At 73.5% G+C, this 26501-nt stretch carries 23 protein-coding genes; 10 read left to right on the top strand and 13 right to left on the bottom strand.

The features are described 5' to 3' along the window. Positions 1 to 129 precede the first annotated feature (129 nt). From AB0F98_RS23985 to AB0F98_RS23945, 9 genes are all read right to left on the bottom strand, one after another. A complete protein-coding gene (locus AB0F98_RS23985) occupies positions 130 to 966 on the bottom strand; it encodes a metallophosphoesterase (protein ID WP_357739074.1) in 837 nt (278 codons plus the stop codon). A gap of 215 nt (positions 967 to 1181) precedes the next feature. Continuing rightward, on the bottom strand, positions 1182 to 1754 hold the full coding sequence (locus tag AB0F98_RS23980; protein ID WP_357739071.1) for a nucleosidase: 573 nt from the start codon (positions 1752 to 1754) through the stop codon (positions 1182 to 1184). Positions 1755 to 1948: 194 nt separating this feature from the next. Further along, positions 1949 to 5221 carry a S8 family serine peptidase gene (locus AB0F98_RS23975; RefSeq protein WP_357739068.1) on the bottom strand — a complete coding sequence of 1091 codons (3273 nt, stop codon included), beginning with the start codon at positions 5219 to 5221 and terminating at the stop codon, positions 1949 to 1951. 257 nt (positions 5222 to 5478) lie between these two features. Next, a complete protein-coding gene (locus AB0F98_RS23970) occupies positions 5479 to 6369 on the bottom strand; it encodes an SMP-30/gluconolactonase/LRE family protein (RefSeq protein WP_357739065.1) in 891 nt (296 codons plus the stop codon). A gap of 65 nt (positions 6370 to 6434) precedes the next feature. Then, positions 6435 to 7079, bottom strand: coding sequence for a bifunctional 4-hydroxy-2-oxoglutarate aldolase/2-dehydro-3-deoxy-phosphogluconate aldolase (locus AB0F98_RS23965; RefSeq protein WP_357739062.1), 645 nt, complete (start codon positions 7077 to 7079; stop codon positions 6435 to 6437). Beyond that, the gene (locus AB0F98_RS23960; RefSeq protein ID WP_357739059.1) at positions 7076 to 7999 is read right to left on the bottom strand and encodes a hypothetical protein; all 924 of its coding nucleotides are present in this window, start codon (positions 7997 to 7999) and stop codon (positions 7076 to 7078) included. The genes AB0F98_RS23965 and AB0F98_RS23960 overlap by 4 nt, the downstream gene beginning before the upstream one ends. Beyond that, a complete protein-coding gene (dgoD, locus tag AB0F98_RS23955; protein ID WP_357739054.1) occupies positions 7993 to 9138 on the bottom strand; it encodes a galactonate dehydratase in 1146 nt (381 codons plus the stop codon). The genes AB0F98_RS23960 and dgoD overlap by 7 nt, the downstream gene beginning before the upstream one ends. A gap of 108 nt (positions 9139 to 9246) precedes the next feature. Continuing rightward, positions 9247 to 9957 (bottom strand): FadR/GntR family transcriptional regulator, encoded by a 711-nt coding sequence (locus tag AB0F98_RS23950; protein WP_357739051.1) that lies wholly within the window; start codon positions 9955 to 9957, stop codon positions 9247 to 9249. A gap of 38 nt (positions 9958 to 9995) precedes the next feature. Beyond that, positions 9996 to 10754: an SDR family NAD(P)-dependent oxidoreductase gene (locus AB0F98_RS23945; protein ID WP_357739048.1), complete on the bottom strand. Its 759-nt coding sequence runs from the start codon at positions 10752 to 10754 to the stop codon at positions 9996 to 9998. A 142-nt stretch (positions 10755 to 10896) separates the two neighbouring features. Here AB0F98_RS23945 and AB0F98_RS23940 point away from each other — a divergent pair, with 142 nt between their 5' ends. The 6 genes from AB0F98_RS23940 (at position 10897) to AB0F98_RS23915 (ending at position 18076) form a co-directional block, all read left to right on the top strand. Continuing rightward, positions 10897 to 12192, top strand: coding sequence for an extracellular solute-binding protein (locus AB0F98_RS23940; protein WP_357739045.1), 1296 nt, complete (start codon positions 10897 to 10899; stop codon positions 12190 to 12192). Positions 12193 to 12202: 10 nt separating this feature from the next. Beyond that, positions 12203 to 13138 carry a sugar ABC transporter permease gene (locus AB0F98_RS23935; RefSeq protein WP_357739042.1) on the top strand — a complete coding sequence of 312 codons (936 nt, stop codon included), beginning with the start codon at positions 12203 to 12205 and terminating at the stop codon, positions 13136 to 13138. Further along, on the top strand, positions 13135 to 13959 hold the full coding sequence (locus AB0F98_RS23930; protein WP_357739039.1) for a carbohydrate ABC transporter permease: 825 nt from the start codon (positions 13135 to 13137) through the stop codon (positions 13957 to 13959). The genes AB0F98_RS23935 and AB0F98_RS23930 overlap by 4 nt, the downstream gene beginning before the upstream one ends. Before the next feature lie 114 nt (positions 13960 to 14073). After that, entirely contained in the window at positions 14074 to 16170 is a 2097-nt protein-coding gene (locus AB0F98_RS23925; protein ID WP_357739037.1) for an alpha-galactosidase, read from the top strand. A 198-nt stretch (positions 16171 to 16368) separates the two neighbouring features. Beyond that, positions 16369 to 17061, top strand: a complete 693-nt coding sequence (locus AB0F98_RS23920) for a response regulator transcription factor (RefSeq protein ID WP_357739034.1) — start codon at positions 16369 to 16371, stop codon at positions 17059 to 17061. Continuing rightward, positions 17054 to 18076 (top strand): HAMP domain-containing sensor histidine kinase, encoded by a 1023-nt coding sequence (locus tag AB0F98_RS23915; RefSeq protein ID WP_357739031.1) that lies wholly within the window; start codon positions 17054 to 17056, stop codon positions 18074 to 18076. Before AB0F98_RS23920 ends, AB0F98_RS23915 begins: the two co-directional genes overlap by 8 nt. Positions 18077 to 18097: 21 nt before the next feature. Here the strand turns inward: AB0F98_RS23915 and AB0F98_RS23910 are convergent, their stop codons facing one another. From AB0F98_RS23910 to AB0F98_RS23900, 3 genes are read right to left on the bottom strand one after another with little or no spacing between them, the layout of a single operon-like run. After that, positions 18098 to 18748 (bottom strand): class I SAM-dependent methyltransferase, encoded by a 651-nt coding sequence (locus AB0F98_RS23910; RefSeq protein WP_357739028.1) that lies wholly within the window; start codon positions 18746 to 18748, stop codon positions 18098 to 18100. Beyond that, a complete protein-coding gene (locus AB0F98_RS23905) occupies positions 18745 to 19425 on the bottom strand; it encodes a DUF2064 domain-containing protein (RefSeq protein WP_357739025.1) in 681 nt (226 codons plus the stop codon). The genes AB0F98_RS23910 and AB0F98_RS23905 overlap by 4 nt, the downstream gene beginning before the upstream one ends. Further along, positions 19422 to 20111 (bottom strand): glycosyltransferase family 2 protein, encoded by a 690-nt coding sequence (locus AB0F98_RS23900; RefSeq protein WP_357739022.1) that lies wholly within the window; start codon positions 20109 to 20111, stop codon positions 19422 to 19424. Before AB0F98_RS23900 ends, AB0F98_RS23905 begins: the two co-directional genes overlap by 4 nt. Positions 20112 to 20256: 145 nt before the next feature. On the opposite strand from AB0F98_RS23900, the gene AB0F98_RS23895 reads away from it, so the two are divergent. Beyond that, the gene (locus AB0F98_RS23895) at positions 20257 to 21645 is read left to right on the top strand and encodes a hypothetical protein (protein WP_357739020.1); all 1389 of its coding nucleotides are present in this window, start codon (positions 20257 to 20259) and stop codon (positions 21643 to 21645) included. A 284-nt stretch (positions 21646 to 21929) separates the two neighbouring features. On the opposite strand, the gene AB0F98_RS23890 is transcribed toward AB0F98_RS23895, so the two are convergent. After that, on the bottom strand, positions 21930 to 22994 hold the full coding sequence (locus AB0F98_RS23890; RefSeq protein ID WP_357739018.1) for an NAD-dependent epimerase/dehydratase family protein: 1065 nt from the start codon (positions 22992 to 22994) through the stop codon (positions 21930 to 21932). Between the two features lie 184 nt (positions 22995 to 23178). Between AB0F98_RS23890 and AB0F98_RS23885 the strand changes: the two genes are divergently transcribed. From AB0F98_RS23885 to AB0F98_RS23875, 3 genes are all read left to right on the top strand, one after another. After that, positions 23179 to 24531 carry a molybdopterin-dependent oxidoreductase gene (locus tag AB0F98_RS23885; RefSeq protein WP_357739015.1) on the top strand — a complete coding sequence of 451 codons (1353 nt, stop codon included), beginning with the start codon at positions 23179 to 23181 and terminating at the stop codon, positions 24529 to 24531. Further along, positions 24524 to 25066, top strand: a complete 543-nt coding sequence (locus AB0F98_RS23880) for a hypothetical protein (RefSeq protein WP_357739013.1) — start codon at positions 24524 to 24526, stop codon at positions 25064 to 25066. The genes AB0F98_RS23885 and AB0F98_RS23880 overlap by 8 nt, the downstream gene beginning before the upstream one ends. 180 nt (positions 25067 to 25246) lie before the next feature. Beyond that, positions 25247 to 26347 carry an L-dopachrome tautomerase-related protein gene (locus AB0F98_RS23875; protein ID WP_357739011.1) on the top strand — a complete coding sequence of 367 codons (1101 nt, stop codon included), beginning with the start codon at positions 25247 to 25249 and terminating at the stop codon, positions 26345 to 26347. The last annotated feature ends 154 nt before the right edge of the window (positions 26348 to 26501 follow it).

Raw genomic sequence — 26501 nt, 5'->3', positions numbered from 1 at the left:
GCCGAGTCCGCTTCACCTTCAACCCAGACCAGGTTCCCGCCGGGACGCCGGCGGGCGGACCGGGCTCGGCGAGGCGTCACACCTCGCCCGGTGTTCGACCGACCGGATGTGCCGCCGGGTGACCTCGCCTCAGGTCGGTGGGGCGGGCAGCACCACGCGGGGCAGGACCGGCTCGCCACGGGGTTGCCACTCCCTCGGATAGCCCAGCGACACCTCCTCGAAGCGGACCCCGTCGTACCAGGTGGTGCGTGGGATGTGCAGGTGGCCGTAGACCACCGCGGCCGCGCGGAAGCGCAAATGCCAGTCCGCCGTCCGCGTGGTGCCGCACCACTGCGCGAACTCCGGGTGGCGCAGGATCCGGGTCGGCTCCCGGACCAGCGGGAAGTGGTTCACCAGCACCGTCGGCCGGGCGGGGGCGACGGCCGCCAGCCGCCGCTCGGTGTACGCCACCCGGACCGCGCACCAGGCGTCGCGTCCCGGGTACGGGTCGGGATGCAGCAGCATCTCGTCGGTGCACACCACCCCGGCGTCGTACGCCCGGCGCAGCGACTCCTCCTTGTTCGTCGTGCCGGGGGCGTGGAACGAGTAGTCGTAGAGCGTGAACAGCGGGGCCACGGTGACCGGGCCGTCCGGACCGGGCCAAACCGGATAGGCGTCCTCCGGGGTGAGTACGCCCAACTCACGGCACATCGCGACCAGCTCCCGGTAGCGCGCCGCACCGCGCAGCTGGACCGGATCGTCGCGCAGCGTCCACAGCTCGTGATTGCCGGGAGCCCAGATCACGGTGGCGAACCGGTCGCGCAGCAGCGTCAGCGTCGCGCGGACGTCCGCGAAGTACTCGGCCACGTCGCCGGCCACGATCAGCCAGTCGTGGTCGGAACCGGGGTGCAGCCCGTCGACGATCGCGCGGTTCTCGGCGTACCGGACGTGCAGGTCGCTGACCGCGAGCAGCCGGCCGCCGCTCACCCTGCCGGACCACGGGCCGGGGCGGTCACCCGGCGGCCGAACGTCCGCACCCCCACGGCCGCACCCCCTGCTCCACCGACGGTCCGCAGTAGATTAACGCCACTGCCGACCCGTCGCGCCCCACTGTGGTCGATCATGAGGTCTGCGGGTGCGACCCACCGACGGGCCGGCCACCGACCTCATGATCGACGTGGAAGGGCGCCGGGAGCCGAGGGTCAGGAGAATTCCTTGCGGATCCAGGCGGCGAGGTCTCGGGCGCAGACGTCCACCGACTCCTGCCAGCTCCGCACCGCGCCGTCGCCCGCCTCGTCGCTGACCCGCTTGACCAGCCGGCACGGCACCCCCGCCTGGGTGGCGGCCGAGGCCACCGCGTACCCCTCCATGTCGACGAGGTCCGCCCGCTGTGCGAGGCGGGCCCGGGTCGCGTCGTCGGAGACGAACGTGTCGCCGGTGGCGAGCACCGCCGTCTGCGTGCCGAGCGTCAGCGGCGCGCCGCAGATGTGCCCGGTGAGGTTGCGCAGCAGCTCGGTGTCGAGGTCGTGCTGGAACACGCTGCCGATCTCGTGGAGGCCGTCCCAGCCGGGTCGCAACGCACCGGCGGTGCCGAGGTTGAGCACCAGACTCGGCTTCACATCGGCGGCCAGGACCGCCGCCACGGCCGCCGCCGCGTTGACCTTGCCCATCCCGGTCAGCAACACCGGAAGGTCGCCGCCCAGATGCGCGGCCTCCTCCTCGAGAGCCAGCACCAGCAGCGGCGCGTCGGACCGGATCTTGCCGCGAAGAATCACCGAGGCAGCGTACGGAGCCGCCGGACCGCGGCGGCCCACGGGCCGAGCCGCAATAATCTTCGTCACCTCCCGCCCAGGCCTGTCGCGGGGCTCGCCGGACGGGCGCACGGCGTGGCCGCGACGCCCGGTGCTGCGGCCGCAGACGGTGGTGGGGCCGTCCCGACCAGGACGGCCCCACCAACGTTCGATCGGCGTCAGCGGATCTCGTACGCCCGGATCACGGTCGTGGTCACGACCGCGCCGGCCGAGTCGGTGACGCGGGCGCGCAGCGACACGAATCCGGCCTGGCCCGGGTGCTTGACCTTGGCGGTTTGGCCGCCCGGCAGCGACAGCACCTGCGTCCTGCTCCAGTGGGCGCCGTCGTCGAACGAGGCCTCGACCTCGACCTTGGCGACCTTGCCGGCGCCGGCCTGCCGCGTGAAGGTCAGCGGCACCGCCAGCATGCCGTGCTTCTTCGCCGTGTTGGTGTCGTCCAACTGCGGCGCGAAGCCGACCGCGGTCAGCGGCAGGGCCGTACCGGTCGCGGTGTACGCCGAGTCGAACTCCCACACGGTCTCGACGCTGGTGGAGAGCCGCGCCGGCGCCGGCTGGGTGAAGCCGTACGACAGCCGGTACCGGGACCGTCCCGGCTCGCCGACGTCGATCCCGGCGTACGCCCCGGCCCGCTCCTCGACCAGCGTGTCACCGCGGTACAGCGCCAGCTTCCCGGTGAGCCCGGCCGCCTCCGAGTAACCCCGGTGACCGGCGGCGTCGGCGTAGCCGTCGAGCCGGAGGAGGAACTCGTTGCCCCGCCGCTCGACGATCGGGTACTCAGGGAAGGCCGGCGTCATCGGCGTGCTGAAGACCCCCTGGTTCCACTGCTCGGTGTAGTCCTGCCCCGCCCGGTAGTCCGACCGCTGCGCGGCGAGCTCCGCCACCCGCCGGTAGTCCGCGCCCGCGCCGACGCCCTCCTCGAAGGTCGACTCCCAGCCGAGGTTGCCGGCGTAGTACTCGGTCCGCTGCGCCGGCAGCGGCGTGGACGGCAGGATGAAACCGTCGGGGTAGTCGACCCCGGGGATCACCGGGTAGTTGGCCCGGGTACCCACCCCGTCGGTCGCCGCGGACGCGTAGCCGACCCGGACCTCGGCCACGTCGCGCTTGCTGAGCTCGCGGGTGAAGCCGGTGACGAACGAGCCGGTCTGGTACCAGCCGGTCTGGTAGGTGTACGGGCTGGCGTTGAAGCCACCGTCCCCGTCAGGACGGGCGAAGAGCGCCGTCAGCGACGTGATCAGACCGTCGACGTTCTTCGGGCCCAGGTCGGCGGTGTAGATGGAGCCGGGGTCGCCGGCGAGGCTCATGGCGAACAGCTGCGGGGCGCCGACGTGCTGGACCTCGACCTCACCGAGGACCGGAGCGGCGCCCGGCTCCGGAAGCCGGATGTCGACCCGCCGGGCCTGGCGGCCGTCGAGCGCCAGGGTCGTCGTCCGGTCGACGGTCAGCCGACCGTTGGCCAGGATGGTGCCCGTGCCGTCGGCGCTGATGCCCATGCTGAGCACCACGTAGTCGCCCATCGGCACCCGGAGGGTGTCCACGCTGTCGTAGCTGACGACGAACTCGCCGGTGGCGAGGTTGCCGAGCTGGGTGACCACCTCCTGCGGGGCGTCGGTCCGAGCGGTGACCTTCAGGTGCACGTCGGCGGAGGGCTGTTCCCGGAAGACGCTGAACGGCGTCTGGACACTCACCCCGTCCGCGGTGGCGACCAGCCGACCGCCGAAGGTGCCGTACGAGTCGCCGCCGGCCCGGGTGTCGGCGGTGAGCCGGACCGTGGCCTGCCCGTGGGCGGGCACCGTCACGGTGCCGCCGTCCAGGGTGATCACGCCCGCCGGCACGTCACCGGTCACGGCGAGCCGCAGGGTGATCGGCGCGTCGGCGTCGTTGCGGTACGTCACCGGCCGGGTGACCACGTCCTGCGCGTCGTGCGGATAGGACCGGAAGCCGAAGTTGACCGCCGGCGGGTCGGCGGCGACCGGCTGGGCGAGCGCCCGGGCCACGTCGAGCTGGCCGGCGCCCTGGCCGAACAGGTCGATCGTCGCGCTGGGCCGCGCCGAACCCATCAGCGCCGACTTGAGCTGGCCGGCACGCCAGTCGGGGTGCGCCTGGGCGAGCAGCGCCGCCGCGCCCGCGACGTGCGGGCTCGCCATCGACGTGCCACTGAACGAGACGTACTGCTCACCGGGCGGGGCGACGTCGGCGGTGGAGGAGCGGGCCGCGGTGATCGCCGTACCGGGAGCGGTGATCTCCGGCTTGACCGCGTAGTCCTCCAGCCGCGGGCCCTGGCCGGAGTCCCAGCTGCGCGCACCGGTCTTGTCGACGTTGCCCACGGCGAGGGCGGCGTCGGCCGAGGCCGGTGAGCCGACCGTCTGCGGCGCCCAGCCACTGTTGCCCGCGGCGGCGACGAAGAGGGTGCCGTACTCGGCGGTCAGCTCGTTGACGGCGGCCTCGATCGGATCGACGCCGGGCTGATCGTCGGCGCCGAGGCTGAGGTTGACCACCCGGGCGCCGGATTCGGCCGCCCAGCGCAGCCCCTCGAGGATCGCCGAGTCGGGGCAGGCCGCGCCGAGACCGTAGTAGCTGAAGCAGACCTTGCCGATGAGCAGGTCCGCCCCGGGCGCCATGCCCCGGTAGCGGCCGTCGGAGGCCGCCCCACTGCCGGCCAGGATGGAGGCGACGTGGGTGCCGTGTCCGGCGAGGTCGTCGTCGGTGGTCTCGTAGTCGGTGACGAAGTTCCGCTCGGCGGCGACCCGTCCGGCGAAGTCGGGGTGGGTGTCGTCGATGCCGCTGTCGAGCACCGCCACCTTGACTCCCGAGCCGTCGTAGCCGGCGGCCCAGACGGCCGGGGCGCCACTGGCGGGCACGCTGACGTCGAGGGCCGGCTTGCGGATCCCGTCCAGCCAGAGCTTCCCCGCGCGCAGCGAGTCTCGCAGCGTCGGCCAGTTGCGCGCCAGGTCGGCGACCGGGATCTCGGCGGCGAAGCCGTCGACCGAGGCGAGACGTCGCTGCGCGGTGAGCCCGCGCATGCCGGTCAGGTCGGACGCGATCAGCGGTAGCCCGTCACGCCGGTCGAAGCCGTCGGCGAGGAGTTGCGTCACGTTGAACAGCCGCTCGTCGAGCCGGTCCTCGCGCAGCAGGCCGAGGGCATCGGAGGGCACGACGTACTCGTCGTCGCCGTGCCGGTAGCGGAGGAACTGGATGCCGTGGCGCGGAACGATCGCGATCCGGCCGGCCGAGGACTCGATCCGGTCGCCGGTGATCAGGGTGAGGGTGCGGGCCGGTTGCCTGGCCGGTTCGGCCGGGGCCGGCTCGGCGGGCGAGGTGGCGGCCGGCGTGGGGGGTGTGGTGGCGGCATCGGCCGGGCCGGCCCCGATCAGCAGCCCGGCGACGGTGACGAGGGCAAGCGCGCCGTAAGGGGATGAACGGCGACGTCGCATGCGTGCTCCTTTGCATGGCGACAGGGCGTGCCACCGGCTGGGTCACAGGGGCCGGCGGTACGTCGTGTCCGAATAGGATCCAGGTGGTGTTTTCGCACTGCCAATGCGAGAACCCGCCCGGACGCCAATGCTTGTGGATCATCGACCGGCTGTCGACCCCGTCAAGATCACGTAATGGCAACCGTTCGTCGGGCGGGCCGACACGAAGGAGCGCCCGGCGAGGTCGCCGGGCGCCCGTCACAGCTGGCTGGTACGCGCTATGCGCGGCCGGCCCACCCGGCCGCGACCGGCGCGGCTGGTCGACCGGCGACCGGCACGTCGACGGCGAGCAGCGCCCCGTCGAACGGACCGGGATCGCGCAGGCCGTACGAGGCGGTGGTCACGAAGAGGCGGCGCAGGCCGGGACCACCGAAGCAGACACTGGTCGGCTGCACCGCCGGCAGCCGGATCTCCCGGTCCAGCGTGCCGTCGGGCCGATAGCGGCGTACCGCCGAGCCACCCCAGAGCGCCACCCAGAGGTGGTCCTCCGCGTCGACGGTCATGCCGTCCGGCGCACCCTCGGCGGGGTCGAGCCGCAGGAACGGCGTCCGACCGCCGAGGGCGCCGGTGCCGGCGTCCACAGTGAACCGGTCGACGTGCCCGCGCGGGGTGTCGGCCAGGTACATGGTGGTACCGGCGCCGTCGAAGGCCGGCCCGTTGGCGATGGTCAACCCGGTCACGACCGGCACCGGCGCGGCTTCCGGATCGATCCGGTAGAGCGAGCCGCCGCCGAGTGTCCCGGCGTACGTCATGCTGCCGGCCCAGAACCGGCCGTGCGGATCGGCCACGGCGTCGTTCATGCGGGCCGGCTCGGTGTGCCCGCCCTCCAGGTCCGCGACGGCACGCTGCCCACCGTCGGCGGTGAGCCGAGCGACGCCGGTGCCGGCGACGGCGAGCCACTCCCCCGGGTGCCCGTCGACCGGGGCGACCGCGCCCAGCGGGACGTCCAGCCGGCGCAGCTCGACCAGCAGCGCGGGGCCGTCGCCGTCGGTGCTGAGCAGTCGTCCGGCGAGCAGGTCCACCAGCACGAGGCGGTCGTCCACCCAACGGGCGCCCTCGCCCAGCTCCAGCCGGTCGACGCTCCACGCGGTCGGCTCGGTCAGCTCCATCTCTCCTCCTCGATCGACTGGCGGTACGTCCAGCAACACGGCGGTGGGCAGGTCCGGCGCCCTGATCAGCGCGGGGACGGTCCGGCCGGCACGTCGGCCACCGCCGCGCGGAAGGCGGCCGCCCGGGCGCGGAGCGCGTCGAGATCCCCGCCGCGCACCGCGTCACCGAGCAGCGGGGAGCCGACTCCGACGGCCACCGCACCCCGGGCCAGGTACTGGCGGGCGCTCTCGGCGTCCACCCCGCCGACCGGCACGAACGGGACGTCGGGCAACGGGTCGCGCAACGCCCCGAGATAGCCGGGCCCGCCGATCGAGGCGGGGAAGAGCTTGACCGCGGCGGCGCCGGCCGCCAGCGCGCCGAGCACCTCGGTCGGGGTCAGCGCTCCGGCGAGCACCGGCAGCCCGAGCCGGGCGCCCTCGTCGAGGCTCTCGGCCAGCGCCGGGGTGACCAGGAAGGTCGCGCCCGCGTCGGCGGCGGCGCGGGCGTCGGTGGCGCTGAGCACGGTACCGGCGCCGAGACCGAACTCGGGGCCGAGCGCGGCCCGCGCGCGGCGCAGCGTGCCGAGGGCGTCCGCGCTGGTCAGCGACACCTCGATCAGCGCCACGCCGCTGTCGGCGAGGGTCAGGACGGCGGCGAGCGCCGCGTCCGGGTCGGAACCGCGCACGATGGCGAGGAGCCGGTGCGTACGCAGGGCGTCGGTCAGGTTCACCGGTGGCCTTTCTGTCGATGGGCGGAGACGGTCAGCCGCCAGGCGACCTCTCCGGCCGAGGGGACGACCGCCGCGTCTGCGGGCCCGGCCTCGGCCAGGTCGAAGGCGGCGCCGAGCATCGGCTCCACGCCGAGACTGCGGTAGGGGTTCGTGTCGGGCCAGCCGCGCAGGTTGCGCCAGAGCCCGACGCCCACGGGTTGGCCGTCGCACTCCAGCTCGAAGGTGAGCACATCGGGCGCGTCCACGACCCGGACCCGGCGGCAGTCCACCAGCACGGCTCCGACGGCGGTGCCGTCGTCCGGGCCGAGGGCGTCCAGCGCCAGACCGGCCGGCGCGGGCCAATCGCCCGTGAGCCAGGGCTGCCCGGCCGGCCAGACGCCCGGCGGCAGCAGCGCGGCGGCCTCCGGGTGCAGCCGCGTCGAGGTGCCGACAGGAGCATCCAGCCGGGCCGCCGGCGACAGGTCGAGCAGGGCGTGCGCGGCCCAGAGGAAACGGTAGCCGGGGTCGGCGGCGAGCCGATAATCGGCGACGATCGCGCCGGAACGCTCGGCGATCCGGCGGGTGAGGGTGAACTGCGGGCAGTCGACGACCGCGGCACCGGGACCGACCTCCCGCCAGGGGCGGGACCAGACGTCACCGTGGTCGGGGTTGCCCCGGACGGTGGGCAGGCACTCCTCCAGCCCGCCGGCGTCCACGAAGGCCGCCCCCGGCGAGACCGTCTCCCGGCCCGGCTCGGGCCCCTGCCAGAGCCATTCCCGGCCGCCACCGCGCAGGCTGGTCCAGCGTCCGCCGCACGCGAGATCGACCTCGGCGCGCAGCGCAACCGGCCACTGCGCGTCGGTTCCGGTGACCGCGGTAGGCGTCAGGTGCGGGCGCGAACCGGCCGGTTCGTCCGCTCGCGACCCGGTCGACGTCACCATTCGGCGAACGACCCGTCGGGGTGGTGCCAGACCGGGTTGCGCCAGGCGTGCGGGCTCTTCGCGGCCCGCCGCACGGCCGACTCGTCGATGGTGATGCCGAGGCCGGGCCCGTCGAACCGCAGGATGTGCCCGTCGGTGAACCGGAACGGCTCCGGGTCGAGCATGTAGTCCAGCAGCTCCGAGCCGGCGTTGTAGTGGATGCCGATGCTCTGCTCCTGAATGAGGAAGTTCGGCGTCGCGAAGGCCACCTGGAGGCTGGCCGCGAGCGCGATCGGGCCGAGCGGGCAGTGCGGCGCAAGAAGAGCGCCGTACGTCTCGGCGAGCGCGGCGATGCGCCGCACCTCGGAGATGCCCCCCGCGTGGGACAGGTCGGGTTGCACCACCGACACCCCGGCCTGCAGCGGCGCGAGGAACTCCGACCGCGAGTAGAGGCGCTCGCCGGTGGCGACCGGCACCGGGGAGCTGCTGACCACGTCCCGCAGGTGGTGGGCCTGGTCCGGGAGCAGTGGCTCCTCGACGAAGAACGGGCGCAGCGGCGCCAGCTCGGGCAGGATGCGGCGCACCGCGGCGAACCCGGCACGGCCATGGAAGTCCAGCGCGATGTCGCGCTCGTCGCCGAGCACCGCCCGGGCGGCGGCGACCCGGTTGACGATGTCGTCGATCTCGGCCGGAGTGGGAATCGGGGAGAGCTGGCCGCAGGCGTTCATCTTCAGCCCGGTGAGCCCGGCGGCGACCTGCTCCGCGGCGGCGTCGGCGATCTCGCCGGGTTCGTCCCCGCCGATCCAGGAGTAGATGCGCACCCGGTCGCGGACCGGCCCGCCGAGCAGAGCGTGCACCGGAACGCCGTACGCCTGCCCGGTGATGTCCCACAACGCCTGGTCCAGCCCGGCGACAGCACTGGACAGGACCGGGCCGCCACGGTAGAAGCCACCCTTGGTCAGCACCTGCCAGTGCTGCTCCACGCGGAGCGGATCCTCCCCGACGAGGTACTCGGCGAGCACCTCGACGGCGGCACGGACCACTTCGGCCCGCCCCTCCACCACCGGCTCACCCCAGCCGACCACACCGGTGTCGGTCTCCACCCGACAGAACAGCCACCGCGGCGGGACCAGGAAGGTCTCAATGCGTTCGATCTTCACTGGACCGCCCTCCCGATCGCGACTGCGGGGCTCGCAAGCTCACTCCTCGCGCTCACCGAACCAACCCTTCGTTCGCGACTGCGGGGCTCGCAAGCTCACTCCTCGCGCTCACCGGTCACCCTCCTGTCCGCGCAGCTTCTCCACGTCCCGGACGGCCTTGGCGAGCAGTTCGCGCATCGCCGTCTCGGCGGCGCGCTCGTCGCCGGCCCGGATCGCGTCGACCACTGCGCGGTGGCTGGGGACGGGGTCGTCGTCGCTGTCGCGGCCGTGCACCAGCCGGTCGCGCTCGGCGAGCCCGGTCTTCATCACCACTTCCATCCGGACCAGCAACTCGTTGTGGGTGGCGGCGAGCAGCGCCCGGTGGAACGCGAGGTCGGCGGCCACGGCCGCCGAGGGGCGGCCCTTCGCCTCGGACATCGCCGACAGGGCCGCGTCGAGCGCCGCCACGTCCTCGGCGCTGGCCCGGGAGGCCGCGAGCCGGGCGGCCGCCGGCTCGATGATCGCCCGGACCTCCTGCAACTGGTCGATGAGCAGCGGATCCGCGCCGTCGGCGAACTGCCAGCGGATCACATCACCGTCGAGCAGGTTCCAGTCGGCACGGGGCCGGACGAAGGTGCCGCGCTTCTGTCGGGCGTCCACTATGCCCTTGGCGGTGAGGACCTTGAGCGCCTCGCGGAGGGCGGTGAGACTGACGTCCAGCTCTTCCTGAAGCGCGGCGAGGTTCAGGGTGGCGCCTTCAGCGAGCTCCCCGGTGAGGATGCGCCGGGCGATCACCTCGACGGTCTGTCCGTGGACGCCACGGCCTGCGTACTGTGCCAATGCTCTTCGCGCCTTCTTCGCTCGTCGGTCTCGACCTGTCAGGCCGAGGCTTTCACCGCGGTCCATCCACCGTCCACCACCAGGCTCGTGCCGGTGACGAAGGCGGCGTCCGGCGAGGCGAGGAAGGCCACCACGGCGGCGACCTCGTCCGGCGTGCCGAACCGCTTGGCGACCGTCTCCGCGACGCTGCGTCGGCGGTCCTCCTCTCCGATACCGTCCCAGGCACCGGTGAGGATCGGGCCGGGCAACACGCTGTTGACCCGTACGCGTGGTCCGTACTCCACGGCCAGTTGACGGCCGAGCGCGACCAGGGCGCCCTTGGCGGCCGCGTAAGCGGGCCTGCCGGGCAACCCGATCAGGGCGTGCACGGAGGAGATCAGCACGACCGCGCCGGCGCGGTCGAGCAGGTCGTCCAGGCAGGCCCGGACGCCGAGGAAGGCGGCGGTGAGGTTGACACCGAGCTGGCTGTCCCAGGATGCGCGGCTGGTCAGGTGGGCGGGCGCGACCTCGACGGCCGACGCGTTGCTGACCAGGATGTCGACCGGGCCGAGTTCGGCGCGCACCCGGTCGATCGCGGCGGTCCAGGACGCCTCGTCGGCGACGTCGGCCACGATGGACAGCGCCTGCGCTCCGGTGGCGGTCAGCTCCTCGACCACCGGGGCGGGATCGCGGACGTCGAGCAGGGCGACCCGGGCGCCTTCCGCGGCGAGGCGACGGGCGGTGGCCGCGCCGATCCCGCCGTAGGCGCCGGTGACCACCGCTGTCTTGCCGTCCAACCGGCGTACGACCGGACTCATCGACCCCCCAGGCCCGTTTAACCATTAATTACGAATACATCTTGACAGTGAGAGTACGCCGGATGCAACCTTCTGGTCACACCGTTAACAAGACCGACACCGAGCGCCGCGTCGCAGCGTGTCGATGAGGAAGGGACCACCTGTGACGGACTTCGATCCCGGTCGCCGCCGATTCCTCGGCCACCTCGGGCTCGCGGGCCTGGGCGCGCTCGGCGCCGGCTCGTTGCTGAGCGCCTGCGCCAGCTCCGCCAGCGGGCCTGCGAAGAGCGGCGGCTCCGGCGCCGTGACGATCCAGTCCAACCTCTCCTCGCCGCAGGCCAAGACGGCGATCGAGAAGCTCGTCGAGAACTTCAACAAGCTGGGCAAGGGCACCGCGTCGGTCAACACGATCGCCTCGGAGACGTTCCGCACCCAGCTGCCGACCTACCTGACGTCGGCCAACCCGCCGGACCTCTACACGTGGTACGCGGGCTCGGTGGCCAACGACTACGCCAGCAAGGGCCTGCTGCTCGACGTCTCCGACGTGTGGCAGGGGCTCGGCGAGTACCCGCAGTCGCTGAAGACGCTCTCCACCGACGCCAGCGGCAAGCAGGTCTTCGTGCCGATGACCAACTACTGGTGGGGCTTCTTCTACCGCAAGAGCAACTTCGCCAAGTGGGGCGTGCAGGAGCCGAAGACCTGGGCCGACTTCCTCGCCCTCTGCGAGACCCTCAAGAGCAAGGGCGTCCCCCCGATCGGCATCGGTCTCGGCGACACCCCCTGGGTCGCCTCGGCCTGGTTCGACTACCTCAACATCCGCATCAACGGTGCCCCGTTCCACCGCGAGCTGCTCGCCGGTAAGCAGCGCTTCGACGACCCGAAGGTCAAGGCCGTCCTCACCCGCTGGCGCGAGGTCCTGCCGTACTTCGACCCGAAGGGCAAGGCGTACCCGTTCCAGGAGGCGACCACCGCGCTGCTCGCCGGCAAGACCGGCATGTTCCTGATCGGCACCTTCTTCGCCGACGCCGCACCGAAGGACGCCCTGGGCGACCTGGACTTCTTCCGCTTCCCGATCATCGACCCGGCGGTGCCGGTGGCCGAGGAGGCGCCGACCGACGGCTTCTTCGCCAGCGCCAAGAGCGCCAACCCGGCCGGCACCAAGGAGCTGCTGAAGTACTTCGCCTCCGTCGAGGCGCAGGAGGAGTACGTCAAGTCCAGCTCCGGCATCGTGCTGCCGGTCCACCCGAAGGCCAAGGCCGCCGACTCGCCCCTGGTGACCAAGGGCAAGGCGATGCTGGAGAGCGCCGCCGAGCTGACCCAGTTCTTCAACCGTGACTCCAGCGACGCGCTCCAGCCCACCGCGGACACGGCGCTGACCAAGTTCATGGACAAGCCCGACCAGATCGACGCGATCCTCCGCGAGTGGCAGGCATCCGCCGAGAAGGTCTTCAAGGGCTGACGTGTCAAACGTGTCCACAATCGCCGAGACATCCGGGACGGCGGCGTCCACGGTGGCCGGCACCCCCCGGCGGCGGCGACGGTCGGACCGACTGTCGCCGTTGCTGGTGGCGTTCGTGCTGGTGCCGTTCGCGGTCGAGAGCATCTGGGTGTTCTGGCCGGCGTTGCAGGGCTTCTGGTTCTCGCTGACCCGCTGGGACGGCCAGACCCCGCCCGAGTTCATCGGCGTCGACAACTACGTCGAGCTCGTCGGGGACGCCACGTTCCGCGGTGCCCTGCTCAACACGGTCATCTGGTTGGTCCTGTTCGGCGGGCTCTCCGTCGTGGGTGGCTTCGGGATGGCGCTGCTGCTGCAGCGGGAACGGCGGGGTGTCGGCTTCTACCGGGCCGCGCTCTTCACCCCGGTGGTCTTCTCCCTCGTGGTGACCGCGCTGGTCTGGCGGGTGTTCTACCAGCCGGACGGGCTGGCCGACCAGATCCTGCGCACGGTCGGGCTGGAAGATCTCATCCGGCCGTGGCTCGCCGACCCGGAGACCGCCCTCTACGCGGTGATCCTGCCGGCCCTGTGGCGGCAGATCGGCTACGTGATGGTGCTCTTCCTCGCCGGTCTCAAGGCGATCGACCCGGCGCTGCACGAGGCCGCGCGGATGGACGGGGCGAACGGCTGGCAGCGGCTCTGGTACGTCACGGTCCCCCAGCTCAAGGGCGTCAACGCGGTCGTGCTCTCGGTCATCGTGATCGACTCGCTACGCTCGTTCGACATCGTCTGGTCGCTGACCAAGGGCGGGCCGTACCACTCGTCCGAGCTGCTCAGCACGTACATGTACTCGGCCGCCTTCCAGAGCCTGCGGCTCGGGTACGCCTCGGCCATCGCCGTGGTGATCTTCGTGCTCGCGCTCGCCGTCATCCTCGGCTACCTCGTCCGTGCGTTCCGGGAGGAAGCGTGATCCGCAAGCTCCGCACCGGGACCTTCCACACCGGGATGGTCCTGCTCTCGCTGCTCTGGCTCGGGCCGGTCATCTGGGTGGTGGTGATGTCCACCCGCACCTTCGACGACATCGCCGCCAACGGGGTGGGCAGCCTGCCGCACTCGTTCACCCTCGACACCTACCGGCAGGCGTGGGTCGACGGCGGGGAACTGCAGGCGCTGGTCAACAGCCTGCTGGTGACCGTGCCCTCGGTGCTGCTGAGCCTGGCGCTGGCCGCCGTCGCGGCGTTCGCGCTGAGCCGCTACCGGATCCCCGGCCGACGGACCATCCTGCTGCTGATGCTCGCCGGCAACCTGCTGCCACCGCAGATCCTGCTCATCCCGGTACAGAAGTTCAGTGAGCTGACCGGCCTGTACGACACGCTCTGGGCGTTGATCGCGGTGCAGGTCGGCTTCGGGCTCGGCTTCTACACGTTCGTGCTGCACGGCTTCATGCGCGACCTGCCCGGCGAGATCCAGGAGGCGGCGACGATCGACGGCGCGGGCCCGGCGCAGATCTTCGCCCGGGTGATGCTGCCGCTGACCCGGCCGGCCCTGGCCGCGCTCGGCGCGCTCTCCTTCACCTGGATCTTCAACGACCTGCTCTGGGCGATCACCGTGCTGCGTACCGACGACCGGATGCCGGTCACCCCGGCGCTGCTCGCGCTCCAAGGCCAGTTCGTCTCCTCGTGGAGCGTCATCGCCGCCGGCACGGTGATCGCGGCGGTGCCGACGGTCGCGGTCTTCCTGCGCTTCCAGCGGCACTTCATCGGTGGTCTGGCGATCGGCGCGGTCAAGTGAGCGCGAGGAGTGAGCCGGTCCTGCGAGCCCCGCAGCCGCGAACGAAGGAGAACCGGTGAGCGCGAGGAGTGAGCCGGTCCTGCGAGCCCCGCAGCCGCGAACGAAGGAGAGCCAGTGAGCGGGCACGGTACGGACGCCGCGCAGCGGTGGACGCTGCGCGGCGCGCACACCGAGTACGTGGTGACGGTGCCGGCGCACGGGCGCTGGCTGGAACTCGTCGCGTGGGGGCCGCACGGGGTCGGCGACGGCCCCTCCCCCGTCGCGTACGACGGGCCGGTGCCGTTCCTCACGGCCGGGGACGCCGCCCCGATCGAGTACGCCACCGATGCGGACCGCCCGTTCACGGGCGCCGACCTGGTGGTGGAGACGATGACCGGGCACCGGCGGGTGGCCTTCGGCTTCACCGAGGCGGCGCACGATCCGGCCGCCGGCACGCTGGCGGTCACCTTCGCCGACCCGGCCACCGGGCTGCGGGCGGTGCTGCGCTACGCCGTACCGGCCGGCGCCGACGTGGTCCGCCGCTGGGTGGAGCTGACCAACGCCGGCAACGAACCGCTGCGACTGGCCCGCGTCGGCACGGGCGGTTTCTGCGTACCCACGCCGCACGGGGCGCTGCTCAGCCACCAGTGGGGCCAGTGGGCGCAGGAGTTCCAGCTCGAGCACGTCGACCTGAAGCACGGGGCGTTCAGCATCGGCAGCAGCCAGGGCGTACCCGGGCATCTGCACGTGCCGTGGCTGGCCGTACGTGACGGGGCCGAGCCGGACGGACCGGCCTGGGGGGTGGCGGTGGCCTGGACCGGTTCGTGGGAGATCACCGCGGAGCGGGACACCGGCGGGCTCACCCGGATCCGGGCCGGGCGCCGGTTGCCGGACGGCCCGCTGGAACTGCCGGCGGGTGGCACGCTGACCCTGCCGGAGGTCGCCGGGGCGTACAGCACCGACGGGCTGGACGGGCTGGCCCGGGTCTGGCACCGCTACCAGCGCCTGCTCGCCGGGGACCGGCTCGTCCCCCGGCCGGTGCTCTACAACTCGTGGGAGGCGACCTACTTCGCGGTCGACGCGAAGAGCCAGCTGGAACTGGCCCGGATCGCCGCCGACCTCGGGGTCGAGACGTTCGTGGTCGACGACGGCTGGTTCGTCGGCCGCAACGACGACACCGCCGGACTGGGCGACTGGACGCCCGACCCGGCCGGCTTCCCCGACGGTTTCGAGGCGTTCATCGCCGAGGTCCGCGGGCTGGGGCTGCGCTTCGGGCTCTGGGTGGAGCCCGAGTGCGTGAATCCGCGCTCACGGCTCTACGCCGAGCACCCCGACTGGGTCTACCAGGTCGACGGGCGACCGCTCACCCCGATCCGCAACCAGTACCTACTGGACCTGGGCCGGCCGGAGGTCGCCGACTTCGTCCAATCCACGCTGGACGGCCTGCTGCGCCGGTACGACATCGCGTACCTGAAGTGGGACTTCAACCGGCCGCGGACCGAACCGGGCCGCGCCGGCGCGGACGGACCGCTGGACCTCGACGGCGCGCACGTGTCCGCCCTGCACCGGATCTACGACCAGCTCCGCCGGGACCACCCGGACGTGCTGATCGAGTCCTGCGCCGGCGGTGGCGCCCGCACCGACCTCGCCATGGCCGGTCGGGCCGACATCTTCTGGCCCAGCGACAACACCGCGCCCATGGACCGGCTGGCGATCCAGCACGGTTTCCTGCACGCCAACGCTCCGCACCTGCTGAGCTCGTGGGTGACCGACGCGCCCGGGATCTTCGATCCGCGGCCCCGGTCGCTGGCGTTCCGGTTCGTCCTCGCCATGGCGGGGGTGCTCGGCATCGGCGCCGACATCCGGCACTGGACGCCGCAGCAGCGCGTCGAGGCGGCCGGGTGGATCTCCCGATACAAGGAGATCCGGGAGGTCGTCACACACGGCGAGGTGCACCTGATCGGCGGGCCGAACCAGGCCCGCTGCGCGGTGCAGTACACCTCCCCCGACGGGCGGCGCGTGGTCGTGCTGGCCTGGCACACCGGCCGGTCGGACGGCCCGGGACTGCTGCCGTCGCGTCCGGTGCGGCTGCCGCTGCGCGGCCTCGCCCCGGACGCGCGGTACCGGCAGGGAGATCAGAGCTACTCGGGCAGCCACCTCAGCGCGGTCGGCCTCCCCGTCCAGTGGACGCCGACTCACGACGCCGACCTCATCGTCCTCGACCGGGACTGACCTCGAACCCGTCCGCCCGGCCACCTCGGGTGGTCGGGCGGACGGGTTCGAGGCGTCCTGCCCGGTCCCGCGTCGTACGCGGCCGCCACCGCACCGCTGACCGGCCGGTCAGCCACGCTGGTCGGTAAGGAACCCGCAACATCCCGGGCCCGACTGCTCGGCGGCGACCCTGGCTAGGGTTGGCGCGGGGAGGTGCACGTGAGTCATCGGGTGCTGGTGGTGGACGACGACCGGACGGTCAGCGACGTGGTCTGCCGCTACCTGGAACACGCCGGCTACGAGGTCGAGCACGTCGGGGACGGCCTGGCGGCCCTCGACGCGGTACGGGAACGCAGGCCGCACCTGGTGGTGCTCGATCTGATGCTGCCCGGGCTGGACGGGTTGCAGGTGTGCCGCCGGCTGCGGCAGGGGTCGGAAGGCGTACCGATCATCATGCTCACCGCACGCGGCGACGAGGCCGACCGGGTGCTCGGCCTGCAACTGGGCGCCGACGACTACCTGGGCAAACCGTTCTCGCCACGGGAACTGGTGCTGCGAGTCGGCTCGGTGCTGCGCCGCGCCGGGGAGCCCGCGCCGCCGGAGGCGGAGATCTTCGTCGACGCCGGCCTCGAGGTGGCGACCGGTCCCCGGGTGGCCCGGCTGCACGGCCGGGAACTGACCCTCACCCTGCGTGAGTTCGACCTGCTGGCTCACCTGTTGCGGCACCCGGCGCGGGCGTTCCGTCGCGCCGAACTGCTGGAGCGGGTCTGGGGCTGGACGTTCGGCGACGAGTCCACGGTGACCGTGCACGTACGCCGGCTGCGGGAGAAGATCGAGGACGACCCGGCCGCACCACGACGCATCGTCACGGTGTGGGGTGTCGGTTACCGCTACCAGCCCGCCGATGCGTGACCTCATTCTGATCTTCGCCATGGCGCTGGTGGCGGCGCTGGGCGTCGGACTGGCCGGCGCGCTCGCGCTCCGGCTGCTGCGGCACCGGTCGATCACCGTGCACGTCTGCGTGCTGCTCGCGGTGACCGTGGCCGCCGTGGTGGCCGGCGTGACGGTGGTCGCCCGGGCGATGTTCCTGTCCCGGCACGACCTTCAGGTCGTGCTGCTCACCGTGGCCGCCGCCGCGGCGGTGAGCCTCGCCATCGGCTGGTACTTCGGCCGGCGGCTCGCCGCCGCCGCGGTCTGGGCCGACCAGGCGCGCGAGCGGGAACGCCGGATCGAGAAGGGTCGTCGTGACCTGGTCGCCTGGGTGTCCCACGACCTGCGTACACCGCTCGCCGGCCTGCGGGCGATGGCCGAGGCGCTCGAGGACCGCGTGGTGGACGAACCGGCGACGGTCGCCGAGTACCACCGGCGCATCCGGGTGCAGACCGACCGGATGACCCGGCTGGTGGACGACCTGTTCGAGCTCTCCCGGATCAACGCGGGCGCGCTGCGGCTCTCCCTGGCCTCGGTGCCCCTCGGTGAGGTGGTGTCCGACGCCCTCGCCGGCGCCGCGCCGCTCGCCGCCGCCCGAGGAATCAAGCTCGTCGCCGCCGAGTCGGGCTGGCCCATCGTGCTCGCCAGCGAGCCCGAGCTGGCGCGGGTGGTGGGCAACCTGCTGCTCAACGCGGTGCGCTACACCCCGGAGGACGGCACCGTGCACGTCGACGGGGGCCGGGACGACGACGAGGCCTGGCTGGCGGTGGCGGACACCTGCGGCGGCATCCCGGAGGAGGATCTGCCGCGCCTGTTCGACGTGGCGTTCCGGGGCGAGCCGGCACGTACGCCCCGCCCGGGCGGCAACGGGGAGGGCTCCGGCGGGCTGGGCCTGGCCATCGTGCGGGGGCTGGTCGAGGCGCACGGCGGTCGGGTCACCGTACGGAACACGGCCGACGGATGCCGGTTCGTGGTCCGGCTCCCCGCCGTGATCTGACCGGGTCACTCGGCGGGACGGTCACCCGTCCGACACGGTCAGCTCGCCGAACCACCGCCGGCCGTGCCGGAACACGTCGCGCACCGTGAGCCGGGCGCGGGCCGCCACCTGGTGCACCGCCTGGGTGTCCAGCCGGGCCCAGCGGAATGCCGGTCCGAGCATGGTCAGCCCCGGCCGGCGTGGCGAGGCCACCCGGACCTGTCCCTGCCACAGCCCGGGCCCGGGCGCTTCCAGCTCGACCAGCACCGTGCCGGCCGCGCCGAGCAGGGCCCGGCAGCGGGCCAGCAGCGCGACCGGGTCGCCGCCGATGCCGATGTTGCCGTCGAGTAGGACGGCGTGCGCCCACCGGCCCTCGGCGGGCAGCGGCTCGAACAGGTCGCCGTGCAGCGCCACCGCGCCGCTGGCCCGGGCGGCGGCCACCGCGTACGCGGAGATGTCCACTCCGACGGCGGTGACGCCGGCGCGGGCCAGCGCCACCGTGAGCCGACCGGGACCGCACCCGAGGTCGAGCGTCGGGCCGGCGCAGCGGGCCACCACCTCGGCCGTGGCCGGCTCGGCCGGACCGTGCCAGCGGCGCACCGGCAGCCGGTGCCGCACGCCGTCGCCGTGCACGAGCCAGTGGCCGTCGGCCGCACGGTCGCGCAGCGCCATGGCGAAGCCGTCGACGCTCATCGGCGGCCTCCGGACACCAGGGCACGGCGGACCGTGCCGATCTGCCGGGCGAACCTGCCGGACGTGGCCTCGGCGGCGACCGCCAGCGCGTCGGGCCACTCGTCGACGTCGCGCAGCAGGGGCAGCGGGGCGACGCGCAGGCCGCGCTGCGCCAGCGCCGACCAGGTGAGCCAGCCGGTGCGTGGGGTCGACATCGGCACCGTACGCAGCAGCGCAGCTTCACGCGGCTCGCGCAGCCCCAGCGCCCACCAGCCGCCGTCGACGGCCGCGCCGAGCACCGCGTCGGCGCTCGCCAGCCGCAGTACCGCCGCGGTGAGCCCGGCCGGGGTCAGCTGCGGGGTATCCATGCCGATCTGGAGCACCGGGCGGCTCGGAAAGGCATCGGCCACCTCGGCGTACGCGTTGGCGAGCCGGTCACCGAGCCCGTTGCCTCGCTGCGGCAGTACGGTCCAGCCGCGCAGGGACGTGACGAGGCCGGCGGCGTCCTCCGCGTCGGTGAGCCGGCCGGCGCAGGCGAGCACCGGGGTGACCCCGGGGGTTGCCCGTACGGCGTCCAGGGTGTCTCGCAACGCGGCGGCGGCGATCCGGGCCGCCTGCACGGGGCTGACCGGTGGGCAGAGCCGAGTCTTGACGGCACCGGGCACCGGTGCCTTCGCCACCACCAGGAGCACGGTCACCGGGAACCGTTCACGGTACGCAGCACCCCGGCGAAGTCGCGGGTCGCCCGCAGCGTGCCGCGCACCGAGCCGGAGACCTTCGAGCGGGTACCGGCGGCGCGGGGCGCGTACCGCACGTCGAGTTCGTGGATGCGCCACCCGGCGGCGGCCGCCCGGATCAGCAGTTCGAGGGGGTAGCCGAAGGCCCGGTCGGTGACGCCGAGCGCGAGCAGCGCCTCACGGCGGGCGACCCGGATCGGGCTGAGGTCGCGCAGCGGTACGCCCCGACGGCGCAGCAGCGCCGCGACCAGGGCGTTCCCGACCCGGGCGTGCCACGGCCAGGCGCCCACACCGACCGGGCGGCGGCGACCCACGGCCAGGTCGGCCGCGCCGGCCGCCACCGGAGCGACCAGCGCCGGCAGTTCACCGGGGTCGAACGAGCCGTCGGCGTCGAGTACACAGACCAGTTCGGTGCCGGCGGCCTCCAGTCCGGTGTGCACGGCGGCGCCGTAGCCTCTGCGCGGCTCGTGCACCACCCGGGCGCCGTACCGGGCCGCGACCTGCGGCGAGCCGTCCCGGGAGCCGTTGTCGACCACGATGGCCCGGTAGCCGGGCGGCAGGGCGGTGAGCACGTGCGGCAGCGCGGCGGCCTCGTCCAGACAGGGCAGCACGACGTCGATCGGAACGGGGTCAGTCTGGGTCGACATGAGGCCGACGCTAGGTCGCGACCAGCGCGTCCGGGGGCGGAACGTCCTTACCGAAGGCTTACCGCGCGGCCGATTCTTACCGGACGGTGACGGTGCGCCCGTTCGGCCCCCGCGGGGCGTCACACCGCCGTACGGTTCCAGGGTCATGGCCTCCGCAACCACGCTCACCACCGCGCCCCGCCGGACTGCGAAGCCCCGGCACCGCGCCGACCTGGCGGTGCTCGCGGTGGAGGTCGTGCTGCTCACGGCCGCGGCCGGCGTGGGGTTCATGCTCAACGCACGCGGTGTGGGCCTGTACGCCGACGCCGCCCCGCTCTACGCCACGTGGCAACCGCACGTCGGCTGGGGCACGCCGGCCGCGCTGCTGGTCGCGGTCACGGTGTTGTGGTGGGGTGTGCGCTGGGCGCGGACCGCCCGTTGGGGTGCCCTGCTCACCGCCGGCTGGTTGGCGTCGGTGGCCTGGACGCTGTCGTTGGCGTTGGTGGACGGCTGGTCGGCGGGGCTGACGAATCGGCTGACGGTGCAGGCGGAGTACCTGACCGAGGTGCCGGGGGTCACCGACGTCCCGGCGATGCTGGCCGGTTTCACCGACCGGATCCTCGATTTCCGGCCCGACTCGTGGTCCACCCACACGTCCGGGCATCCGCCGGGCGCGCTGCTGCTCTTCGTCGGGTTGGACCGGGTGGGGCTGGGCGGCGGCACCGTCGCGGGGCTGGCCTGCGTGCTGGTCGCGGCGACGGTCGCCGTGTCGGTGCCGGTCACCCTGCGGGCGCTCGGCGCCGCCGACGCGGCGCGCGCGGTGCTGCCGTTCCTGGTGCTGCTACCGGGCGCGGTCTGGATGGGCGCGTCGGCCGATGCGATGTTCGCCGGGGTGGTCGCCGCCGGTCTCGCCCTGCTGGCGGTACGCGGCCCGGCCGCCGCCGCGCTCGGCGGGGTGCTGCTCGGCTTCGCGCTCTACCTGTCGTACGGCTTCGTACTGGTCGGGATGCTCGCGCTGGCCGTGCTGGTGCTGCGCCCGACGGCACGGCTGCGGGCGCTGCTCGCCGGCGGGGCCGGGGTCGTCGCCGTCGCGGTGGCGTTCAGCCTCGCCGGTTTCCACTGGTGGGAGGGGTACCGGCTGGTCGTCGAGCGCTACTACCAGGGCTGGGCCGCCGAACGCCCGTACGCCTACTGGGTGTGGGCGAACCTGGCGGCACTGCTGCTCTCCGCCGGCCCGGTGGTCGGGCCGGCGCTGTACCGGGCGGTGGTGGCGGCCACGGGGCGAGCGCGCGCGGGCTGGCGGCGGGCGGCGCTGGCCACGGCGGTGCGGGACGCCGGTCCGGCCGTCGTGCTGCCGCTGGCCGCCGCCGTGGCGGTGCTCGGCGCCGACCTGTCGGGGCTGAGCAAGGCCGAGGTGGAGCGGATCTGGCTGCCGTTCGCGGTCTGGCTGCTGGCGGCCGCCGCGCTGCTGCCCGCCGGCGCGCGCCGCTGGTGGCTGGCGGGGCAGGCGGTCATCGCGCTCGCCGTCAACCACCTGCTCTGGACGGTCTCCTGACCGGTTCCGCACCAGCCACCGTGCTCGTTCCGGTCCGGTCACCGGTCCCCTGTTCGAGACGCTGTCGAGCTGCCCCACCTTTGGGACACCAATACCCGGACTCCGAGCGGGCCCCGAAGCGAACGCTCCCACAGACACTGTCGAGCTGTCCCACTTATGGAACGCCGACACCCCGGACCCGCGTGGTCTCAGATCTGGGGCAGCTCGACAGGGCTTACACCTCACCCCTCCAAGGTGACGACAGCCGGTTGTGAGAGCGCGGCCAGCGCGGACGTCGAGGCCGGTCAGGCCGGGAGCGCCGCCGGTTCGCGCAGCGGGTCGGTGGCGAAACCGGCGACACCCTCGGCGAAGCTGACCTGGGCGGTGTAGCCGAGCAGCTCGGCGGCGCGGCCCGGGTCGGCGACGACGTGCCGTACGTCGGCCGCCCGGGCACCGCCGACGACCATCGGGTCCGGCCCGCCCATCGCGCCGGCCAGGGTCTGCGCGAGCTCGCCGACGGTGTGCGGCTCGCCGGAGCACACGTTCACGGGCACCAGCGCCGCGGTGGGCGGCGGCGCGCCCAGTGCCAGCAGGTTCGCCCGGGCGACGTCGGTGACGTGCACGAAGTCGCGTCGCTGCCGGCCGTCTTCCAGCACCCGGGGCGGCAGGCCCGCCGCGAGCGCGGAACGGAAGATCGACGCGACGCCGGCGTACGGGGTGTCGCGGGGCATCCGTGGCCCGTAGACGTTGTGGTACCGCAGGGCCCACACTCCCCCGCCGGTCTGCCGGGCCCACGCCGCGGCGAAGTGCTCCTGGGCGAGCTTGCTGGCCGCGTACGTGCTGCGCGGCTCCAGCGGCGCGTCCTCGGGCACCAGTACCGGCGTCAGCGGGTCACCGCAGCGGGCGCAGGTGGGGTCGTAGCGACCGGCCGTCAGGTCCTCGGCTCGGCGCGGGGCCGGTCGCACCACCCCGTGGGCGGCACAACGGTAGCGCCCTTCCCCGTAGACCACCATCGAGCTGGCCAGCACCAGACGGGACACACCGGCCCGGTACATCGCGGCCAGCAGCACCGCGGTGCCCAGGTCGTTGTGGCCGGCGTACTCCGGCGCGTCGTCCGGGTCGAGGCCGTGCCCCACCATGGCCGCCTGGTGGCAGACCGCGTCCACGCCGGTCAACAGCCGATCGAGCAGCCGGCCGTCGCGGACGTCCCCGCGCACCAGCTCGTGCCGCTGCGCCCAGGGCGGCGGCTGCGCGCCATGCGCCTGGGGCAGCAGCGCGTCCAGCGCCACCACCTCGTGCCCCTCGTCGGCGAGCAGGTCGGCGACCTGCGATCCGATGAACCCGGCCGCGCCGGTGACCAGTACCCGCATGTCCGGTGACGGTAGGTCAACCGACCGGCGCGAAGGGCCGGTGCGGCGGGTCTGTAAGGAGTTCGCAACAGGTCGCACCCGGCCGGCTGGTCGGTAAGCCTCCGGTAATGCGGCAAACCCGGCCACCCGGCCCGGCGGTCGGCCACGATGGCCAGGAGATCGACCACTCGACCGAGGAGGGGTAGTGCCTGCGAGCGACCCGGCAACCGGGGAACGCGCCGAACCGACCGGCGGCTACGGAGCACCCCGGCGGCTCTGGCGGACCCTCGACCGACACCGGCCGCCCGGCGCCGACGCGGTCACGACGAGCTGGCGCAGCCCGTTGCGCGGCCCCTGGCTCACCTCTGTGTTCGGCCTGACGCTGCTCGTCACGCTGCCGCTGGTCATCGTCACCGGGCTGCTGGACTACGCCGCGTACAGCCCGCAGTTCGGGCAGGCGTTCCCGTTCGACGTGGGCTGGCTGCGGCTGCCGCCCTTCGACTGGCCGACCCGACCGGCGTGGCTGTTCCGCCTCACCCAGGGGCTGCACGTGGGGCTCGGGATCGTGATCGTGCCGGTGGTGCTGGCCAAGCTCTGGTCGGTGATCCCGAAGCTCTTCGACTGGCCGCCGGCCCGCTCGGTGGCGCAGGTGCTCGAACGACTCTCCCTGCTGCTGCTCGTCGGCGGGATCCTCTTCCAGATCGTGACCGGCCTGCCGAACACGCAGTACGCGTACGTCTTCGGTTTCGACTTCTACACGGCGCACTACTTCGGGGCCTGGGTCTTCACCGCCGCGCTCGTGGCGCACGTGGTGCTGAAGCTGCCCCGGATGGTGACGGCCCTGCGGTCCCGCCCGGCCGGCGCCGAGCTGCGTACGCCCCGCGCCGGCACCCGGCCCGAGCCGCCCGACCCGGACGGACTGGTGCCCGCCCGGCCGGTTCCGCCGACGGTGAGCCGACGCGGCGCGATCGCCCTGGTCGGCGGCGGTTCGCTGCTGCTGGCCGCGCTGACCGTCGGGCAGAGCTTCGACGGCCCGCTGCGTCGCACGGCCTGGCTGCTGCCGCGCGGACAGGACCCCGGCGAGGGACCGAACGGGTTCCAGATCAACCGCAGTGCCACGGCGGCGGGCATCCGGCCCACCGACGCCGGCTCCGGTTGGCGGCTGACGCTGCGCGGCGGCGGACGCACCACGACCCTCGACCGTCCCGGGCTGCTCGCCATGGCGCAGCACACCGCGCGCCTGCCGATCGCCTGCGTCGAAGGCTGGTCGACCACGCAGACCTGGACCGGCGTACGGCTGCGCGACCTCGCCGCCCTCGCCGGGGTGCCCGACCCGGCGGCGGCGCACGTCGAGTCGCTGGAGCGTAACGGGCTGTTCCGGCAGGCCACGCTCCAGCCGAACCAGGTCCTCGACCCGGATTCGCTGCTGGCGCTGCGGGTCAACGGGGCCGACCTCTCCCTCGACCATGGTTTCCCGGCCAGGATCATCGTCCCGGCGCTGCCCGGCGTGCACTGCACGAAGTGGGTGGCCAGCATCGACTTCCGTACCGATGCGTGAGGCGCTCGCCCGGATGCGGGCCACCTACGGCGCCGGGCCGCGGCACCTGCTCGTCCTGCTGCTCTGCTTCGTGGTCACCGGCTGGGTGGCCATGCGGGTGGCCGGGGAGGCCACGGCGGGGCGGATGCTGCTCTGGTTCATCGGCGCGGTGATCCTCCACGACCTGGTTCTCTTCCCCGTGTACGCGCTGGTCGACCGGGTGCTGCGCGGCGCGGTCGGCGTACCCGCCCGAGTGTCAGCTGCGGCCCCGGGCCGGAGCGAGGCGAGGCGGAGCGACGTCCGGCTCGCGCTGCTCAACCACGTGCGGGTGCCGGCGCTCGGCAGCGCACTTCTCTTCCTCGTCTACCTGCCGGGCGTGCTCGGCTGGGGTGCGGACACCTACCGGGCCGCGACCGCCCAGGAGCGGGTCCCGTTCCTGGGCCGATGGCTGGCGGTCACCGGGATCCTGTTCCTGATCAGCGCCGTGGTCTGGGCGATCAGGTGGGCCCGGTGGCGAACGCCTCGCCGGGGACGTGACACGGCCGAGCGGGCGTGACCTGCCAGCGGCCCACGAGACCGGAGAGTCGCGAACTCCGGTTTCAGCCGCGCCTTCCCGGGAAGCACGGGGGGCGGTCCTTGGCGGGACCGGCCCGCATCGCCACCATCTAGGGGGTACGTCCATGGGGAGCCTGGCGAGGCCCGCTATCCGGCACGGCGACTTCTCCGGGGACCCGGCATGAACGGGCCGGTGGGCGACGAGCCGGTCGGTGAACTGGAGCTGGTGCACACCTTCACCGGGCCGATGCCGACGGGGGTGACCGTTTCGCACACCGGGCGGATCTTCGTCAACTACCCGCAGTGGGGTGACGACCCGCCGGCCGCCGTCGCCGAACTGCGCGACGGCCGGGAGGTGCCGTTCCCGGACGAGCGGTGGAACTCCCCCAGCGGGGACGACGACGCGCAGGCGTTCGTGTCGGTGCAGTCCGTGGTGGTCGATCCGGCCGATCGGCTCTGGGTGGTGGACACCGGCAGCCCGATGTTCCGGCCGACGAAACCGGGCGGCCCGAAGCTGGTCCGCGTCGACCTGGACACCGACGAGGTCGCCCAGGTGATCACGTTCCCGCCCGACGTGGTGCTGCCCAGTACGTACCTCAACGACGTCCGGTTCGACCTGCGGAGTGGGCCGGCCGGGCTGGCCTACCTCACCGACTCCGCCACCAACGGCCCGAACGGCATCGTGGTCGTCGACCTCGCCAACGGCCGCTCGTGGCGGCGGCTGCACGACCACCCGTCGACGAAGGCCGAGTCGCTGCACGGCTACCGACCGATGGTCGAGGGGCGGCCGCTGCTGCAACGGCCGCCGGACGGCCCGCCGAAGCCGCTCTCGATGGGCTCCGACGGGATCGCCATCAGCGCCGACGGATCGCGGCTCTACTACTGCCCGCTGATGTCGCGGCGCTGGTACAGCGTCTCCACCGACGCCCTCGCCGACGCGTCGCTACCCGAGGACGAGATGTCCGACGCGGTCGTCGACGAGGGCGACAAGGGCACCGGTTCGGACGGGCTGGAGAGCGACGACGCGGGGCGGATCTACTTCACCTCGTACGAGCACAACGCGGTGTTCCGGCGGCTGCCCGACGGGCAGTTCGAGACGCTGCTGCACGATCCGCGCCTGCTCTGGCCGGACACCATGTCGGTCGCCAGCGACGGGCACCTCTACGTCACCGCCAACCAGCTGCACCGGCAGGCCGCGTACCAGGGCGGGCAGGACCGGCGGCGCAAGCCGTACGCCCTGTTCCGGACCCCGATCGACGCCGGACCGGTGCTGCTGCGTTGACGCCGGAAACGGCCGTGGGGGGGGGGGGGGGGGGGGGGCGCCCCCCCCCCGGGGGGGGCCCCCCCCCCCCGCCCCCCCCCCCCCCACCGGAGAAGGTGGGGGCGGGGGCCCCCGACCCGAGGCAGAGGCGCGCCACCCACACCCCGCGCACCCG

Source organism: Micromonospora sp. NPDC023737, from assembly GCF_040639715.1.
GTDB lineage: Bacteria > Actinomycetota > Actinomycetes > Mycobacteriales > Micromonosporaceae > Micromonospora.
Note: the sequence above shows the minus strand (reverse complement) of the source record. Positions and strands in the feature narration are given on the sequence as shown.

Coding starts and splice junctions, on each gene's coding strand:
- AB0F98_RS23975 (WP_357739068.1), bottom strand. CDS start 5,221: ATGCGACGTCGCCGTTCATCCCCTTACGGCGCGCTTGCCCTCGTCACC.
- AB0F98_RS23970 (WP_357739065.1), bottom strand. CDS start 6,369: ATGGAGCTGACCGAGCCGACCGCGTGGAGCGTCGACCGGCTGGAGCTG.
- AB0F98_RS23960 (WP_357739059.1), bottom strand. CDS start 7,999: ATGGTGACGTCGACCGGGTCGCGAGCGGACGAACCGGCCGGTTCGCGC.
- AB0F98_RS23945 (WP_357739048.1), bottom strand. CDS start 10,754: ATGAGTCCGGTCGTACGCCGGTTGGACGGCAAGACAGCGGTGGTCACC.
- AB0F98_RS23915 (WP_357739031.1), top strand. CDS start 17,054: ATGCGTGACCTCATTCTGATCTTCGCCATGGCGCTGGTGGCGGCGCTG.
- AB0F98_RS23910 (WP_357739028.1), bottom strand. CDS start 18,748: ATGAGCGTCGACGGCTTCGCCATGGCGCTGCGCGACCGTGCGGCCGAC.
- AB0F98_RS23900 (WP_357739022.1), bottom strand. CDS start 20,111: ATGTCGACCCAGACTGACCCCGTTCCGATCGACGTCGTGCTGCCCTGT.
- AB0F98_RS23895 (WP_357739020.1), top strand. CDS start 20,257: ATGGCCTCCGCAACCACGCTCACCACCGCGCCCCGCCGGACTGCGAAG.
- AB0F98_RS23890 (WP_357739018.1), bottom strand. CDS start 22,994: ATGCGGGTACTGGTCACCGGCGCGGCCGGGTTCATCGGATCGCAGGTC.
- AB0F98_RS23880 (WP_357739013.1), top strand. CDS start 24,524: ATGCGTGAGGCGCTCGCCCGGATGCGGGCCACCTACGGCGCCGGGCCG.
- AB0F98_RS23875 (WP_357739011.1), top strand. CDS start 25,247: ATGAACGGGCCGGTGGGCGACGAGCCGGTCGGTGAACTGGAGCTGGTG.